Source organism: Mesorhizobium sp. P3_A10, assembly GCF_056403175.1.
The window spans coordinates 129075-143236 of record NZ_JBFUFZ010000011.1; the positions used below are offsets into that span (position 1 = coordinate 129075).

A 14162-nucleotide genomic window follows, 5' to 3' on the forward strand; every position below is an offset into this window, starting at 1 on the left:
GAGATGCCGGTGCTAGACGATACCCAGGTAGAACGGCTTGAGGCCGAGGCGGTCAACTCCGCCCGAGTGCGCCAGCCAATATATGCGGCGCGCAAGAAAATCTTCCCAAAGCGAGCCTCGGGAAGCTTTCGTCAGTTCAAATGGATCGTGATGGCGATCACGCTGGGCATCTACTATCTGACGCCGTGGCTGCGATGGGATCGGGGTCCGTTTGCCCCGGACCAAGCGGTACTGCTCGATCTCGCCAATCGGCGCTTCTACTTCTTCCTCATCGAGATCTGGCCGCAGGAATTCTACTATGTGGCCGGCCTCCTGGTGATGGCCGGCGTCGGTCTTTTCCTGATCACGTCGACTGTCGGCCGTGCCTGGTGCGGCTATACATGCCCGCAGACCGTGTGGGTCGATCTTTTCCTTGTCGTCGAGCGCGCCATCGAAGGCGATCGCAACGCGCGCATGAAGCTCGATGCCGGTCCCTGGACCACCCGCAAGCTCGTGCTGCGGGTATCGAAGCACGCCATCTGGTTGGTCATAGGCGCGGCGACCGGCGGCGCCTGGATCTTCTATTTCGCAGATGCGCCGACGCTGGTTGGCGAGCTCTTCACCGGCACCGCGGCACCTGTCGCCTACATCACCGTCGCCGTGCTGACGGCGACGACCTATACGTTCGGCGGGCTGATGCGTGAGCAGGTCTGCACCTACATGTGCCCATGGCCGCGCATCCAGGCGGCCATGCTCGACGAAAATTCGCTCACCGTCACCTACAATGACTGGCGCGGCGAACCGCGCTCACGTCACGCCAAGAAGGTTCTTGCCGCCGGGCAGCCCGTCGGCGACTGCGTCGACTGCAATGCCTGTGTCGCGGTCTGCCCGATGGGGATCGACATTCGCGACGGTCAGCAACTCGAATGCATCACCTGCGCGCTTTGCATCGACGCCTGTGACGGCGTCATGGACAAGCTCGGCCGGGAGCGCGGGCTGATCTCCTACGCGACGCTGTCCGACTACAACGCCAACATGATGCTGGCGACCGCCGGCGGCTCCAGCGCAATTAGTCCGTCGCTAGTCAGGACGGCCGATGGCCTGTTTTCCGACGGCGTCGCCCATTTCCATATTCGCAAGATCTTTCGGCCACGCACTTATGTCTACATGGCTTTGTGGACGCTGATCGGCCTTGGCCTGCTCTATTCTCTGCTGACGCGCGACCGGCTCGAAGTCAACGTGCTGCATGACCGCAATCCGCAATTCGTCACGCTGTCCGACGGTTCGATCCGCAATGGCTACACCGTCAAGCTTCTCAACATGATCCCCGAGCCGCGGACGATCGTCGTCACGATGCAAGGCTTGCAAGGGGCTGAAATGAGCGTGATCGGCGATGACATCCCGGCTGGCCGCTCCTTCGCCATTGCGGTCGAACCCGACCGCCTGAAAATGCTGAAGGTCTTCGTGCGCCAGCCCGCCGATCAAATCCATGTCACAGCGCAAACCTTCACGTTCCGTGTCGAGGACAAGGCGAGCTTCGAGGCCGACGAATACACGGCCACCTTCAACGCGCCGGAGATCTCCAAATGACCGCCAATGCAAAACAAGCCCGGGAATTCACCGGTCGGCACATGTTGGCCATCATCCTTGCCTTCTTCGGGGTGGTCATCGCGGTCAACCTGACGATGGCGACGCTCGCCAACACGAGCTGGACCGGCCTTGTCGTCGAAAACACCTATGTGGCGAGCCAGCAGTTCAACAAGAAGGCCGAGGAAGGGCGGGCGCAAACAGCCCTTGGCTGGACCGGCAAACTGACCATCGCATGGGGCGAAGTCCGCTATAGCCTTACCGATGCCGCCGGCAAGCCGGTTCCCTTGCATGGCGTCAAGGTGCTGTTTCGTCATCCCGCCTACGAGAAGGAGGACAAGGCGGTTACGCTCGCCCTCGCCTCGGACCAGGAGTTTGCCGCGCAGCACATGCCGAAGGACGGCGTCTGGATCGTCGAGGTCGACGCCGACGCCGGCCTGGCAGAGCCATACCGCGATGTCCGCAGGATCATGATTTCCCAGGGAGCGCTGAAATGAGCTGTTGTGCGCCGGGCGCTGAGATGGCGCTGGGTCTGGCCAGCACCACATCGGTGCTTCCGTCCAGCCAGGAGATCAGGCTGGCCAGTCGATCGCTTGGCGACGATCTTCGCCAGACCGACCTTTCAGTGCCGACGGTTCATTGCGCGGGCTGCATCCAGGCGATCGAGGCAGCACTGGGAAAGCTCGACACTGTTGAGGGCGCTCGCGTAAACCTGTCGACGAAACGGGTCGCGGTCAGGTGGCGAGGCGATGAGGTTCCGCCTTTCGTCGCTGTTCTGGGACGACTGGGTTACCAGGCGCATCTTTTCGACCCGGAGGTCGATGACAAGGACAAGACACTTTCGGAGCTGATCCGCGCTGTCGCTGTCTCCGGCTTTGCGGCGGGCAACATCATGCTGCTTTCGGTCTCGGTCTGGTCCGGCGCTGAGGGTGCTACCCGCGACCTGTTCCATTGGGTCTCGGCACTGATCGCCATCCCTGCCCTCGCCTTCGCCGGCGGCATCTTTTTCCGCTCGGCCTGGAATGCGCTGCGCCACGGTCGCATGAACATGGACGTGCCGATCGCGGTCGGGGTGTCGCTTGCCTACGCCATGAGCCTCTATGAGACGATCAACCATGGCGATCACGCCTATTTCGACGCATCGGTATCGCTGCTGTTCTTCCTGCTGATCGGCCGCACGCTGGATCACGTGATGCGGGAGCGTGCGCGGACCGCCGTAAAAGGCCTGTCGCAGTTGGCCGCACGTGGCGCCATGGTCCTGCGCGGCGACGGCGTTCGCGACTATCTGCCGGTTGGCGAGATCGAGCCGGGAATGCAACTCCTGATAGCGGCCGGCGAAAGGATACCCGTCGATGGCAGGATTATTCTGGGGGCGTCGGATCTGGACTGCTCACTGGCCTCCGGCGAGAGCACGCCCCGAAACGTGGCGCCGGGCGAAACCGTGCAAGCCGGTGTCCTCAATCTTACCGGCCCGCTGACGATCGAGGCGACAGCCGCCGCGAAGGATTCGTTCCTGGCGGAAATGGTTCGCTTGATGGAGGCGGCGGAAGGTGGTCGCGCGCATTATCGCCGGATCGCCGATCGCGTTTCAGCGCTTTATGCTCCGGTGGTCCATCTCACCGCCTTCGCGACATTCCTTGGCTGGATGGCGGCAACCGGTGATTGGCACCGGGCGATAACCATTGCCATTGCAGTTCTGATCATCACGTGCCCGTGCGCGCTCGGCCTCGCCGTGCCGATTGTTCAGGTGGTCGCCGCGCGGCGCCTGTTCGAGAATGGCATCATGGTCAAGGACGGCTCGGCCATGGAGCGCCTGGCGACGATCGATACTGCGGTGTTCGACAAGACTGGAACGCTAACGCTCGGACAGCCTCGTCTGGTCAATGCGGCCTCGATCGATCCGGGCATGCTGGCAATCGCCGCAGACATGGCCTCGCATTCCCGCCATCCGTTTTCAAAGGCCATAGCCGGCTTTGCTGCTCCTGGGGGGCAAAACAAATTCGATGCCGTCACCGAGCACCCGGGGTTCGGGATCGAAGCCACAGACGCTGGAAGCACCTGGCGGCTGGGTCGACGCGGATGGGCTGGATGGAAGGCCCGGACCGGTGGCGAAGGCAAGCATGGCTACGGCGGAACGGTCCTCTCAAAGGACGGGTTCATTGTGGCGACCTTCGATTTCGAGGACGCGCTGCGTGCCGATGCCAGGATGACGATCGAGCGATTGAATGACGCCGGAGTGTCGGTGGAAATGCTGTCGGGTGATACCGCCGGCGCCTGTGGCGAAGTTGCAAAAATGCTGGGCGTCGGCGACTTCGTTCCGTGCCTCCTGCCCTCCGGCAAGGTCGAGCGCATTGGGACCATGGCGAAAGACGGACACAAGGTTCTGATGGTTGGCGATGGCCTCAACGACACGCCGGCGCTGAGAGCGGCGCATGTCTCGATCGCGCCGGCCACCGCCGCCGACATCGGCCGCAACGCAGCAGACTTCGTCTTTCTGCGCGAAAGCCTTCTGGCTGTGCCGCTGGCGCTGGACGTCTCACGCAAGGCAGGAAGCCTGATCCGCCAAAATATCGCGATCGCGATCGTCTACAACGCTGTCGCCGTGCCGATCGCCATTTTGGGACATGTCACGCCATTGATAGCAGCCATCGCCATGTCCGCCTCATCGCTGCTTGTCATTGGAAATGCGCTGCGATTGCAGGCTTCTATGCCTAATTCACCGGCGAAAAATGTTCGCCGAAACAGGCAATCCGACTTCAACGAACTGGCCCGCTCGTCATGACCACCCTCGCTTACCTGATACCCGTCGCCCTCTTCCTTGGCGCGCTTGGCCTGGGCGGCTTCCTTTGGGCTTTGAAAAGTGGCCAGTACGAAGATCTTGATGGAGCTGCGGAGCGGATCCTCATCGATCCGGAAGACAAGAGCGACCGCTGATCTAGAACGAAATGGAATCAGAGCGCTGGTTCCCAAACACTTACCTTTCCTCGCCAGAGCGTGACACGCAAGATTGCAGTGTCTGAGGCGGCGACCTGATAATCTGAACTCCGCCAGTTTGCTCTAGCGCAAAGAAACGCTGCGTCACGTCAGTTATCTTCTGCTCATCAGAAACGGTCGACAGACAGGAGATTGACATGATCACGCGACGCGAGGCCCTTTTCGGAGCAGCCATTGGCGCTGCCGCCGTGGCGGCACTGCCGGCATTTTCGGCAACAGTGACAAAGGCAGACATTAAGGGGCTCGCCCGAGAGAAGATCAAGCTCGTGGCACCGCCCTTCGTGCATCCGCATGATCAGGTCGCCAAGGGTGGACCGAAAATCGTCGAGTTCACCATGACGATCGAGGAAAAGCCTGTCGTCATCGATGCCGATGGCACACAGCTCAACGCGATGACCTACAACGGCTCAATCCCTGGCCCGCTGATGGTCGTGCACCAGGACGACTATGTCGAACTGACGCTCATCAATCCCGACACCAACACGCTTGCCCATAACATCGACTTCCATGCCGCGACTGGTGCGCTGGGCGGCGGCGCCCTCACCTTGATCAATCCCGGCGAACAGGTGACGTTGCGGTTCAAGGCAACGCGAACCGGAACGTTCGTCTATCACTGCGCGCCCGGCGGTCCGATGATCCCGTGGCATGTCGTCTCCGGCATGAATGGCGCAATCATGGTGCTGCCGCGCGATGGGCTCAGGAACGACAAGGGCGAACCGGTCACATACGACAAGATTTTCTACATCGGTGAGAGCGACTTCTACATTCCGCGCGACGAGAAGGGTAACTTCAAGAGCTACGAATCGGCCGGCGACGGCTATGACGACATCGTCAAGGTGATGCGCGGGCTTGTCCCGACGCATGTCGTGTTCAACGGCAAGGTCGGATCCCTGACCGGTGATAACGCCATGAAAGCCAAGGTCGGCGAAACCGTGCTGATCGTGCATTCACAGGCCAATCGCGATACGCGGCCACATCTCATCGGTGGCCATGGCGACTACGTCTGGGAGCAGGGAAAATTCGCCAACCCGCCGGCCAAAGATCTGGAAACCTGGTTCATCCGCGGCGGTTCGGCAGGCTCGGCGCTCTATACGTTCCTGCAGCCGGGCATCTACGCCTACGTGAACCACAATCTGATCGAAGCCGTGGAACTCGGCGCGACCGCGCACTTCATGGTCGAGGGCGAGTGGAACGACGACCTGATGACACAGGTAGAGGCGCCTAAACCGATCACCACCAACTGACGGCACTCCAATTTGCCCGGGCAGCGACGCGCTGTCCGGGCACGGACAAAAGCCATGTCTCCTTTGATCCTCAAGGTTGTCTCGGTCGCCATGGCAGCCGCAACGGTTCCGATGGGTTTGCTTGCCATCGGCCAGAACGGGCAGCCCCACCCAGCCGCCACGACAGTTACCCTGGTCCCCGGTTCGATCACATATCCCCTGCCGGGCGAGTTCCTGAGGAATGGACGCCCGCAAGCAAATCCCCTGCTCAGCCGACAGCTCAACGAACCCATCGTAATCATGACCTATCAGGTCAGCGTGTCGGACTATGCTGCCTGTGTCACCGCTGGCGGTTGTCAGCCGGCACAGGAGACGCGCGCGATCCCGCCCGATGCTCCCGTGACCGGGGTGAGCTATCTCGACGCCCAAGGCTACGCCCAATGGTACTCGAAGGCGACTGGCGACGACTGGCGGCTGCCATCCGACGAGGAGTGGGCGTTTGCCGCGGCCGAGCGGTTCGCAGGGGAATTCGAGGGTGTCGAGATCGATGCCAAGAATCCCGCCAGGCGATGGCTCACCAGCTACAAGGCCGAGGTGGACCTCAATCGCAAACCGGACCCCTTGCCCAGGAGCCGTGGCTCCTTTGGTGTGAATTCCCTAGGCCTCGCCGATTTTTCCGGCAACGTCTGGGAGTGGACATCGACCTGCTATGTTCGCACCACGTTGGCTGCGGGTGGCACCGGCGTCACGAGTTCAGTCGACAATTGCGGCGTCCACGTCCTCGAAGGGCTTCACAGGGCCTACATGTCGAACTTCGTCAACGACGGAAAGAGCGGCGGCTGTGCCGTTGGCACGCCTCCCGACAATCTGGGTTTCAGGCTGGTACGGGACCATCGAGGGTGGGCGAACCGGATCCTCGGCCGGCTGGGTGCCATCTGAAAAAGAACGACCGACGGCGTTTCGACCGGCGCTAGCCCCCTGTTGCCTCCCCGCTTCACCGTGCCTTTGGCGTCATCAACGCGGTTCCGTGGATCAGCAGGAAGCTGGCAAATGCTGCCACCCATGCGGCGCCGGCCATGTCGATCACCACGTCATAGGGGGTGAAGGCAGCCAGAATTCGCAACGTTCCCGCCAGAAGGATGGTGGCGAAGATGAACAAGGCGCCTCTCCCAGCCTCGAGCTTTTGTCCGGTGTGGCCGAGCGTCGCGCGGGTCATCACGGCAAGCGTCATTGAGCCGACAGCACCAGTTCCGAGCCCGTGCAGACCCGCCGCCGCCGGCACAGCATCGGGAAAGAATATCGACGCCGAAACCAGGGCAAAACCGATCGGCACGAAGGCATAGGCAAGATGCAGAACGAGCACCAACGGATCCCGCAATGTACGCTCGCCAGCCCAGCGTGACAGACGCCATGCCTGGCAAACTGCCGCGACGGCCATGAGCGTTCCTGACGGGCCGTGGTCGGGAGCGAGCGTCCACGCTGCCAACGCCATGGCTGAGATGACAAGCGACGCGATGTCGAAACGATCGAACGGCGCGGGAAGCCTGCCAGGATTTTCGCGAACGAGCCAGTTGCGGGTGAAGCTCGGAATGATGCGCCCTCCGATCAGCGAGATGAGCATGATCGCTGAGGCCATGCCGAGCCTGCGGCTGATATCGGATGTTCCTTCAAGGTGCGCCTCGACATGGAACGCGCCGTTGGCGCAAGCCAGAACGGCAAGCGGCAGCAGCACCTTGAGATTGCGCCAGTTGCGTCCGGCGACGATCTCGCGCGCCGCCGCCGCAGCGACCGCAAGCAGAAAAGAGCCATCGATCATAGCGGCTGTCTGCCAGCCGATATCCGCCGAGAAGAAGACAACGATGCGGCCGGCAAGCCACAGGGCAACCAGTGCCAGCAGCGGCAGGCCTTGCACCGGCAGCCGGCCGGTCCAGTTCGGAATGGCGGTCAGCAGGAACCCGGTGACGATCGCGGGCAGATAGCCGAACAGCATCTCGTGGATGTGCCAGTCGACGGGAACAAAGACACTATGAGCATCGAGTTCGCCCGCATACATCGGCAGCCAAAGCAGGATTGAGAGCGCGGCATAAAGCGACCCGAGGAAGAAGAAGGGCCTGAACCCGTAAGAAAGAAATGCAGGCCCGGTGTAGGCCCGAAGGCGGGGAATTCCCATGATTTGCATCCTCAAACGAACAGGGCCGGATGAACCGCCGTCCTCGGTCCATCCGGCCCGCGCCTGCCTTTTCATGGGGCAGGAATGGTTGTGTCGATTGCTGGTCAGTTAGCGGGAATCTGGGTGAACAAATCCGCGAACACTGTCTTTGCCTTGCCTGCGTGCTTGACCGCCTTGGCGGCATCGAGGTTGACCGGCTTGCCCACAACGATGAGTGCGACCATGCCCATGCCGTAGTGAGGCGCGCATTTGACGCCGTACACACCTTCCTGGGTCAGTGTGACGGTGATCTCCTCGTTGGGCTTTCCCTTGAAAGCTTCAGCGCCGTCCGGGAGCATGCCCTTGATCGACTCCGCGTCATGGCTCTTGTCGGTTGGCACGAACTTCACGGTGTCGCCAGGAGCCGCCTGAACGAAGGCAGGCTGGAAAACCATTGCGCCTTTTTCACCCTTGTTGAGCATTTGCACCACATGCTCTGCGGCACTTGCGCCGCTGGCGAGCGCGAGGATGGAGACTGCGGCGGCGAGGATGGAGAGTTTCATCGATTTATCCTTTGTTTCGTCTTCGCGGCGTTGCGCCGTTCCATGCCATCTAGCCTGATGTGGCCGGGGACAATTTGCGCTGGCGCAAACTCGGGATAAGAAAGGTTTGCCGCACGATTGGTGCGGACTGTAGGGCTGTGGGGAAATCCGCTTGGTTGCACTGGACCGATCGCTGATATCGCAGCTGCCGCTCTTCCAGGGGATCGCGCCCGAGGAGCAAACCGAGATTCTCAAAGGCGCTCGATCGTCACGCTACGCCAAGGACTCGGCGATCTTCGAGCAGGAAACCGAGGCCCATTCGTTTTTCGTGCTGATCTCTGGCCACATACGTGTCGTCCGCACCACACCGGATGGGCAGCAGGTCATCGCCAGATACATCAGCGAAGGCGAAATTTTTGGTGTCGCCGCAGCACTTGGCCGGACGACCTATCCCGCCAGTGCTGTCGCGGCGGTCGACTGCGTGGTGCTGGCCTGGCCCAACGCACTTTGGCCGGAACTGGTGCGACGGTTTCCGGTGTTTGGAGCAAGCACCTACAGGACAGTCGGAAACAGGCTGCAAGAGGCCCAGACGCGAGTGGTGGAGATGTCCACCGAGCAGGTGGAGCAGCGGGTCGCGCACGCCTTGTTGCGATTGGCAAACCAGACCGGCCGAAAGACAGAAAGCGGCATCGAAATCGATTTCCCGATTTCGAGGCAGGACATTGCCGAGATGACGGGAACGACGCTGCATACCGTCAGCCGCCTGCTTAGCAAGTGGGAAGACAATGGAATAATTGTCAGCGGGCGCCAGAAAGTCACCGTGAAGGATGCGCATCGCCTTGTGGTTCTGGCCGAGAACCGGAACAAGGGGTGATCCTCACCGTTCGCCTCGAACAGCCGATTCCAGGTCCAGAATGAAGCGTGTCTCATCGATCCGATGTTCGTGGCATGCTTCGGCCACGGTATGGAAAGTGCCGATCGGGCAGCCAACGCAAAGCATCCTGTAGCTCAGCATCACCGTTACCGTTGCCGGCCATTTCCGCATGATCTCATCGACGACCATGTCCCGATCGATCGAATTGAATTCCTTCACGATAGTGTCTCCGCGATTTGCGAAGCCCCGTGATATATACCGCGTGCGCCGCCTTCGTTGCGCTTTCGCAACTTCGTAGAACTGGCGCCGAGCCCTCTCGGGACTATCTTGCAGGAGGACAAGCGCCCATGGCAATGGCCGGGATCAAGGTCGCAAGACTGTCAGATGGCAGTACCAACGACGGCACCGATACCGGCGGTCAGCGCCATCGCCAGCGCGCCCCAGAAGGTGACGCGAACAGTTGCCCTCAACACGTTGGCGCCGCCGGCCTTGGCACCAATGGCGCCCAGAACCGCCAGGAACAGGAGCGAGGCAACAGACACCGTTGCGGCAAGCAAGGCGGACGGCGAAACAAACACCATCGCCAATGGCATGGCCGCGCCAACCGAAAATGCGGCCGCTGAGGTCAGCGCGGCCTGGATCGGTCGGGCCGTCGTCACCTCCGAAATACCGAGTTCGTCACGAGCGTGGGAGCCAAGCGCGTCCTTCGCCATCAATTGGTCGGCAACCTGCAAGGCCAAAGTTGGCTCAAGGCCACGTTTGACATAGATCTCCGCAAGTTCCTGTCGCTCGAAATCTGGCTGCGTCGCCAACTCCCCTCTCTCACGCGCAAGGTCGGCTTGCTCGGTATCGGACTGCGAGCTGACCGAGACATATTCGCCGGCCGCCATCGACATCGCGCCGGCGACCAGTCCGGCGACGCCGGCCACCAGAACATTGGAGGTCGCGGCATTGGCTGCCGCCACGCCAACGATCAGGCTGGCCGTCGAGACGATGCCGTCATTGGCGCCGAGCACGGCGGCGCGCAGCCAGCCGACGCGCGATACGAGATGGTTTTCGTTGTGCAGCCGGCTCATGACATCACCGCGTGCGCCGTCCGGCAGGTCGCAGCATCCTGACCAGAACATCCGATTTCCCATAGAAATGTTGCCATAGCGCCGCTGCCGCATGGAGGCCGACGACAATGATGATCACCGGCTTGGCGAGTTCATGAATCTCCCCCATCGCTCGAAAGCTGAAGTACCATGCCAGCGCCCCGGTGATCGGCATCCCGAAAATGAAAAGATACAGCAGGAAATGGGCGGCCGCGGCAATCCGTTTCAGCAGCACGCTTTCTTCGGGCGGCGCCGCCGGCACACCGTCCCATAGACGGACTGCAATCCGCCAGATCGCCAGCACCAGAACGGCCAAACCGACATAGACATGAATGTTCGCGTTGAAGATGTCGCCAACTGCCGGCTCGGTGCCGCGCGAGAACGCCCGGTAAGCCGGCTTGATGTCCTCACCGATTACAAGCTGCAGGACGATCAGCACCGCGATTGTCCAATGCAGCACTATCTGGGTTCCGGAGTATCCGGTCGGTTCGTTGGCAACAGTCATAAGCAGCCACCTCGTTTGGGAGAACCTTCCTACCTCGCTGCTTATGCGACGATCTTGATCTAGGACAAGTCAATTTCCCCTAGAGCTTTCACGGCCCGTTGCTGTTCGACCTCGGCTGACAGCCAGTTGTCAGCTTGGTCGTGAAATATTGCATCCGAAGCGAATCGGATGGGTCGCCTCAGCAAGCTTCAAAGTGGAAACACAATTCCGATGAAACAGATTGCCCTGTCACTTTTGGTGATCGCCGCCTCCGGCGCCTATGTCTGGGATCAGGCCGGCAAACAGTCAGCCGACGATGTGCTTGGTTCGGTACTGCCAGCCGACGCGACAGAGGTGCCCGCCGCGCCGGCGCCGATGTTCCGGACCTTGCCGGCGCCCTCACCCCAGCTCAGAACAAGGTTCCCGATTGCAAGGGAGACGACGGCGGGCATCGCAGTTCGCGCCAAACGGCCAAATGATCCCGTCAAGCAGGCAGCGGTTCCGGTGGCACCACAACCATCGCCGGCCACACCGGACCAGCCAGTGGCGCCGACTGTCACAGATCCGGCGTCATCGACCCTCTCATTCGCCGTGACTCCAGCCGTCTACATACCAGTCCCGCAGCCGAGGCCGACTTATCCGGATGCGGCCGCACGTCTTGTCCCGGTGGGTATGAAGGTCGCCACACAGGGCTATGCCGACGGTGTCTACACCGGCCCGCCCGCCGATGCCTATTACGGCATCATCCAGATTCAAGCCCTCGTCCAAGGTGGGCAGCTTACGGCGCTGAAGGTTCTGAAATACCCATCCGACCGCCGTACCTCCATCAACATCAACAGGCAGGCGTTGCCCATGCTGCGCGACGAAGCGATCCGCGCCCAAAGCGCCAATGTCGACATTATTTCGGGTGCGACGCTGACCAGCAGGGCCTTCATTCAGTCATTGCGCGGCGCGCTGAAGAAAGCGTCGTCCTAGGTCCATGCGTGAAACGCGCATTTTGATGGGAATGCCCGTTACGGTCGACGTCGGCGGCGCGTCGAACGGGGAGCTGATCGAGACGGTCTTCGGCTATTTCGAGCATATCGACCGCCGCTTCAGCACATACCGGGCCGACAGCGAAATCATGGCCATCAACCGCGGCGACGTTCCGGTCGCCGAGTGGAGCGGTGAGATGGCGGAAGTGTTTGCTCTCGCGCGGCAGACGAAAGACGAGACGGACGGATACTTCGACATTCGCAAGCCCGACGGGTCGCTCGATCCTTCCGGCATCGTCAAGGGCTGGGCCATCCGCAACGCGGCAGCCATCGTTCAGCGAGCCGGCGTCAGCGATTTCTTCATCGAGGCGGGAGGTGACGTGCAGTCCTGCGGCAGGAATGCCTCGGGCCAGCACTGGAGCGTCGGCATCCGCAATCCCTTCAACACCCAAGAGATCGTAAAAATCGTCTATCCCCGTGGCCGCGGTGTGGCGACCTCCGGAACCTATGTCCGCGGTCAACACATCTACAACCCACATGGAATTGGCAGTCCGATCCAGGACATCGTCAGCCTGACCGTCATCGGCGCCGATGTGCTCGAAGCCGATCGTTTCGCCACTGCTGCCTTCGCCATGGGCCGGGACGGCATTCTCTTCATCGAGCAGACGCCTGGCTTGGAGGGCTATGTCATAGACACCCATGGCCGCGCCACGCCGACAACCGGGTTCGGAGCCCTTTGCCTGCCATGATCAAAACCATCGATCGAATTCTCGATCACCTGACCATGTACCGGCTGGTCCTCTACTATCTGATGGCGCTGGTCGGCGCAGCGCTCGTGCTCGGCTTCGCCAAGCTCGTGCCACATGATCCGATTGCGCTCGCCTTCACGACGGCTCTGGCGCTGGCCGCCTGCTGGCTCACCAACAAGGTCTTTGCGCATGTCTTCGCGGTCCCGGCCAACAACGAGTCCGTCTACATCACAGCACTCATCTTGGCGCTCATCCTCGATCCGGTAGCCACCACCGACATCAAGGGAATCGCGGCGGTGGCATTTGCGTCCGTCTGGGCGATTTCATCCAAATTCATTCTCGCCATCGGCCGGAAGCACCTTTTCAATCCGGCTGCGCTGGGCGTGGCGCTGTCCGCGCTGCTGCTCGACCAGCCAGCCAGCTGGTGGGTTGGCGGCAATCTGACGCTGCTTCCACCCGTGCTCTTCGGCGGCATGCTCATAGTCCGCAAACTGCGCCGGCTTGATCTTGTCTCCACGTTCGTTGTCGTGGCGTTGGCGACCATTCTGGCAACCAGCGATCCGTCACAGTACTGGACCGCGCTTACGGAAACACTGGGTTCGTCGCCTTTGCTGTTCTTTGCCTTTGTAATGCTGACCGAGCCGCTGACGGCACCGACGATGCGATGGCCGCGGATCGCCTTTGCCGCCATCGTCGGCTTTCTGTTCGCTCCCAACATCCATATCGGCTCGTTCTATTTCACGCCGGAACTGGCGCTGCTCGCCGGCAACCTGTTTGCTTATGCGGCAGGACCCAAGGGACGCTTCGTGCTGACGCTCGAACGCATCGAGCAATCGGCCGTAGACAGCTTTGACTTCATCTTCCGGTCGCCGCGCAAGCTCGCCTTTGAGGCCGGCCAGTATCTCGAATGGACGCTTGGCCTCGAGCGTGCCGACAATCGCGGCAACCGCCGCTATTTCACAGTGGCCTCGGCGCCCACGGAGGAAACGGTACGCCTCGGCGTCAAGTTCTACCCGCAATCAAGCGCCTTCAAGCGCGAATTGATGACCATGAAGCCCGGCGGCACGATCCACGCCGCACAACTGGCGGGCAACTTCACGCTGCCCGCCCGGCGTGACACCAAGATCGCCTTCCTGGCCGGAGGCATCGGGATCACGCCGTTCCGCTCGATGCTGCAATATCTCCTCGACCGCAAGGAGCGGCGACCTATCGTTGTCCTCTACGGAACAGAGGGACAGCAGGACATCGCGTATCGCGACGTGCTTGGCGCGGCCAGGCAGGAACTTGGTATCAAGACGGTCCACGCTGTGGCGCGCGGTGGCGAGCGCGGGCAGTATTCCGGATACATCGACGAGCGCCTGATACGTCTGGCCATACCCGACTACCTCGAGCGCACTTTCTACATTTCCGGCCCGCAGGCGATGGTCAAGGCGCTGCGCCGGAAACTTCTGGCCATGGGTGTTCGCCGCTCGAAGATAAAGGTCGACTACTTCCCGGGTTTTGCCTGAAGCAC

At 61.4% G+C, this 14162-nt stretch carries 15 protein-coding genes; 10 read left to right on the top strand and 5 right to left on the bottom strand.

Annotated features, from left to right (window positions below; genetic code table 11):
• The first annotated feature begins 3 nt into the window (after positions 1-3).
• The 6 genes from ccoG (at position 4) to AC1DXU_RS29330 (ending at position 6722) form a co-directional block, all read left to right on the top strand.
• Positions 4-1569 (top strand): cytochrome c oxidase accessory protein CcoG, encoded by a 1566-nt coding sequence (gene ccoG, locus AC1DXU_RS29305; RefSeq protein WP_477374557.1) that lies wholly within the window; start codon positions 4-6, stop codon positions 1567-1569.
• Positions 1566-2063 carry a FixH family protein gene (locus AC1DXU_RS29310; protein WP_477374558.1) on the top strand — a complete coding sequence of 166 codons (498 nt, stop codon included), beginning with the start codon at positions 1566-1568 and terminating at the stop codon, positions 2061-2063. The genes ccoG and AC1DXU_RS29310 overlap by 4 nt, the downstream gene beginning before the upstream one ends.
• A complete protein-coding gene (locus tag AC1DXU_RS29315; RefSeq protein WP_477374560.1) occupies positions 2060-4348 on the top strand; it encodes a cation-translocating P-type ATPase in 2289 nt (762 codons plus the stop codon). The genes AC1DXU_RS29310 and AC1DXU_RS29315 overlap by 4 nt, the downstream gene beginning before the upstream one ends.
• Complete coding sequence (gene ccoS / locus AC1DXU_RS29320; protein WP_477374562.1) at positions 4345-4500, top strand: cbb3-type cytochrome oxidase assembly protein CcoS; 156 nt, start codon at positions 4345-4347, stop codon at positions 4498-4500. The genes AC1DXU_RS29315 and ccoS overlap by 4 nt, the downstream gene beginning before the upstream one ends.
• Positions 4501-4697: 197 nt before the next feature.
• Positions 4698-5804 (top strand): copper-containing nitrite reductase, encoded by a 1107-nt coding sequence (nirK, locus tag AC1DXU_RS29325; protein ID WP_477374564.1) that lies wholly within the window; start codon positions 4698-4700, stop codon positions 5802-5804.
• A 54-nt stretch (positions 5805-5858) separates the two neighbouring features.
• The gene (locus AC1DXU_RS29330; RefSeq protein ID WP_477374566.1) at positions 5859-6722 is read left to right on the top strand and encodes an SUMF1/EgtB/PvdO family nonheme iron enzyme; all 864 of its coding nucleotides are present in this window, start codon (positions 5859-5861) and stop codon (positions 6720-6722) included.
• A 55-nt stretch (positions 6723-6777) separates the two neighbouring features.
• On the opposite strand, the gene AC1DXU_RS29335 is transcribed toward AC1DXU_RS29330, so the two are convergent.
• Together AC1DXU_RS29335 and AC1DXU_RS29340 are read right to left on the bottom strand one after the other, a co-directional pair.
• Positions 6778-7953 carry an NnrS family protein gene (locus AC1DXU_RS29335; RefSeq protein WP_477374568.1) on the bottom strand — a complete coding sequence of 392 codons (1176 nt, stop codon included), beginning with the start codon at positions 7951-7953 and terminating at the stop codon, positions 6778-6780.
• Between the two features lie 104 nt (positions 7954-8057).
• Positions 8058-8495 (bottom strand): pseudoazurin, encoded by a 438-nt coding sequence (locus AC1DXU_RS29340; RefSeq protein WP_477314723.1) that lies wholly within the window; start codon positions 8493-8495, stop codon positions 8058-8060.
• Between the two features lie 151 nt (positions 8496-8646).
• Here AC1DXU_RS29340 and AC1DXU_RS29345 point away from each other — a divergent pair, with 151 nt between their 5' ends.
• The gene (locus tag AC1DXU_RS29345) at positions 8647-9348 is read left to right on the top strand and encodes a Crp/Fnr family transcriptional regulator (protein ID WP_477374570.1); all 702 of its coding nucleotides are present in this window, start codon (positions 8647-8649) and stop codon (positions 9346-9348) included.
• A 3-nt stretch (positions 9349-9351) separates the two neighbouring features.
• Here AC1DXU_RS29345 and AC1DXU_RS29350 read toward each other — a convergent pair whose 3' ends face one another.
• The 3 genes from AC1DXU_RS29350 to AC1DXU_RS29360 form a co-directional block, all read right to left on the bottom strand.
• Positions 9352-9567, bottom strand: a complete 216-nt coding sequence (locus AC1DXU_RS29350; protein ID WP_477374572.1) for a DUF1858 domain-containing protein — start codon at positions 9565-9567, stop codon at positions 9352-9354.
• A 161-nt stretch (positions 9568-9728) separates the two neighbouring features.
• Complete coding sequence (locus AC1DXU_RS29355; RefSeq protein WP_477374606.1) at positions 9729-10424, bottom strand: VIT1/CCC1 transporter family protein; 696 nt, start codon at positions 10422-10424, stop codon at positions 9729-9731.
• A gap of 4 nt (positions 10425-10428) precedes the next feature.
• Positions 10429-10947: a cytochrome b gene (locus AC1DXU_RS29360; RefSeq protein ID WP_477374574.1), complete on the bottom strand. Its 519-nt coding sequence runs from the start codon at positions 10945-10947 to the stop codon at positions 10429-10431.
• Between the two features lie 210 nt (positions 10948-11157).
• Between AC1DXU_RS29360 and AC1DXU_RS29365 the strand changes: the two genes are divergently transcribed.
• Genes AC1DXU_RS29365 through AC1DXU_RS29375 form a run of 3 tightly spaced genes read left to right on the top strand, consistent with a single transcriptional unit; the run spans position 11158 to position 14157 of the window.
• Positions 11158-11901: an FMN-binding protein gene (locus tag AC1DXU_RS29365; RefSeq protein WP_477374576.1), complete on the top strand. Its 744-nt coding sequence runs from the start codon at positions 11158-11160 to the stop codon at positions 11899-11901.
• 25 nt (positions 11902-11926) lie between these two features.
• The gene (locus AC1DXU_RS29370; RefSeq protein ID WP_477374578.1) at positions 11927-12649 is read left to right on the top strand and encodes an FAD:protein FMN transferase; all 723 of its coding nucleotides are present in this window, start codon (positions 11927-11929) and stop codon (positions 12647-12649) included.
• Positions 12646-14157 (top strand): RnfABCDGE type electron transport complex subunit D, encoded by a 1512-nt coding sequence (locus AC1DXU_RS29375; protein WP_477374580.1) that lies wholly within the window; start codon positions 12646-12648, stop codon positions 14155-14157. The genes AC1DXU_RS29370 and AC1DXU_RS29375 overlap by 4 nt, the downstream gene beginning before the upstream one ends.
• Positions 14158-14162: the final 5 nt, after the last annotated feature.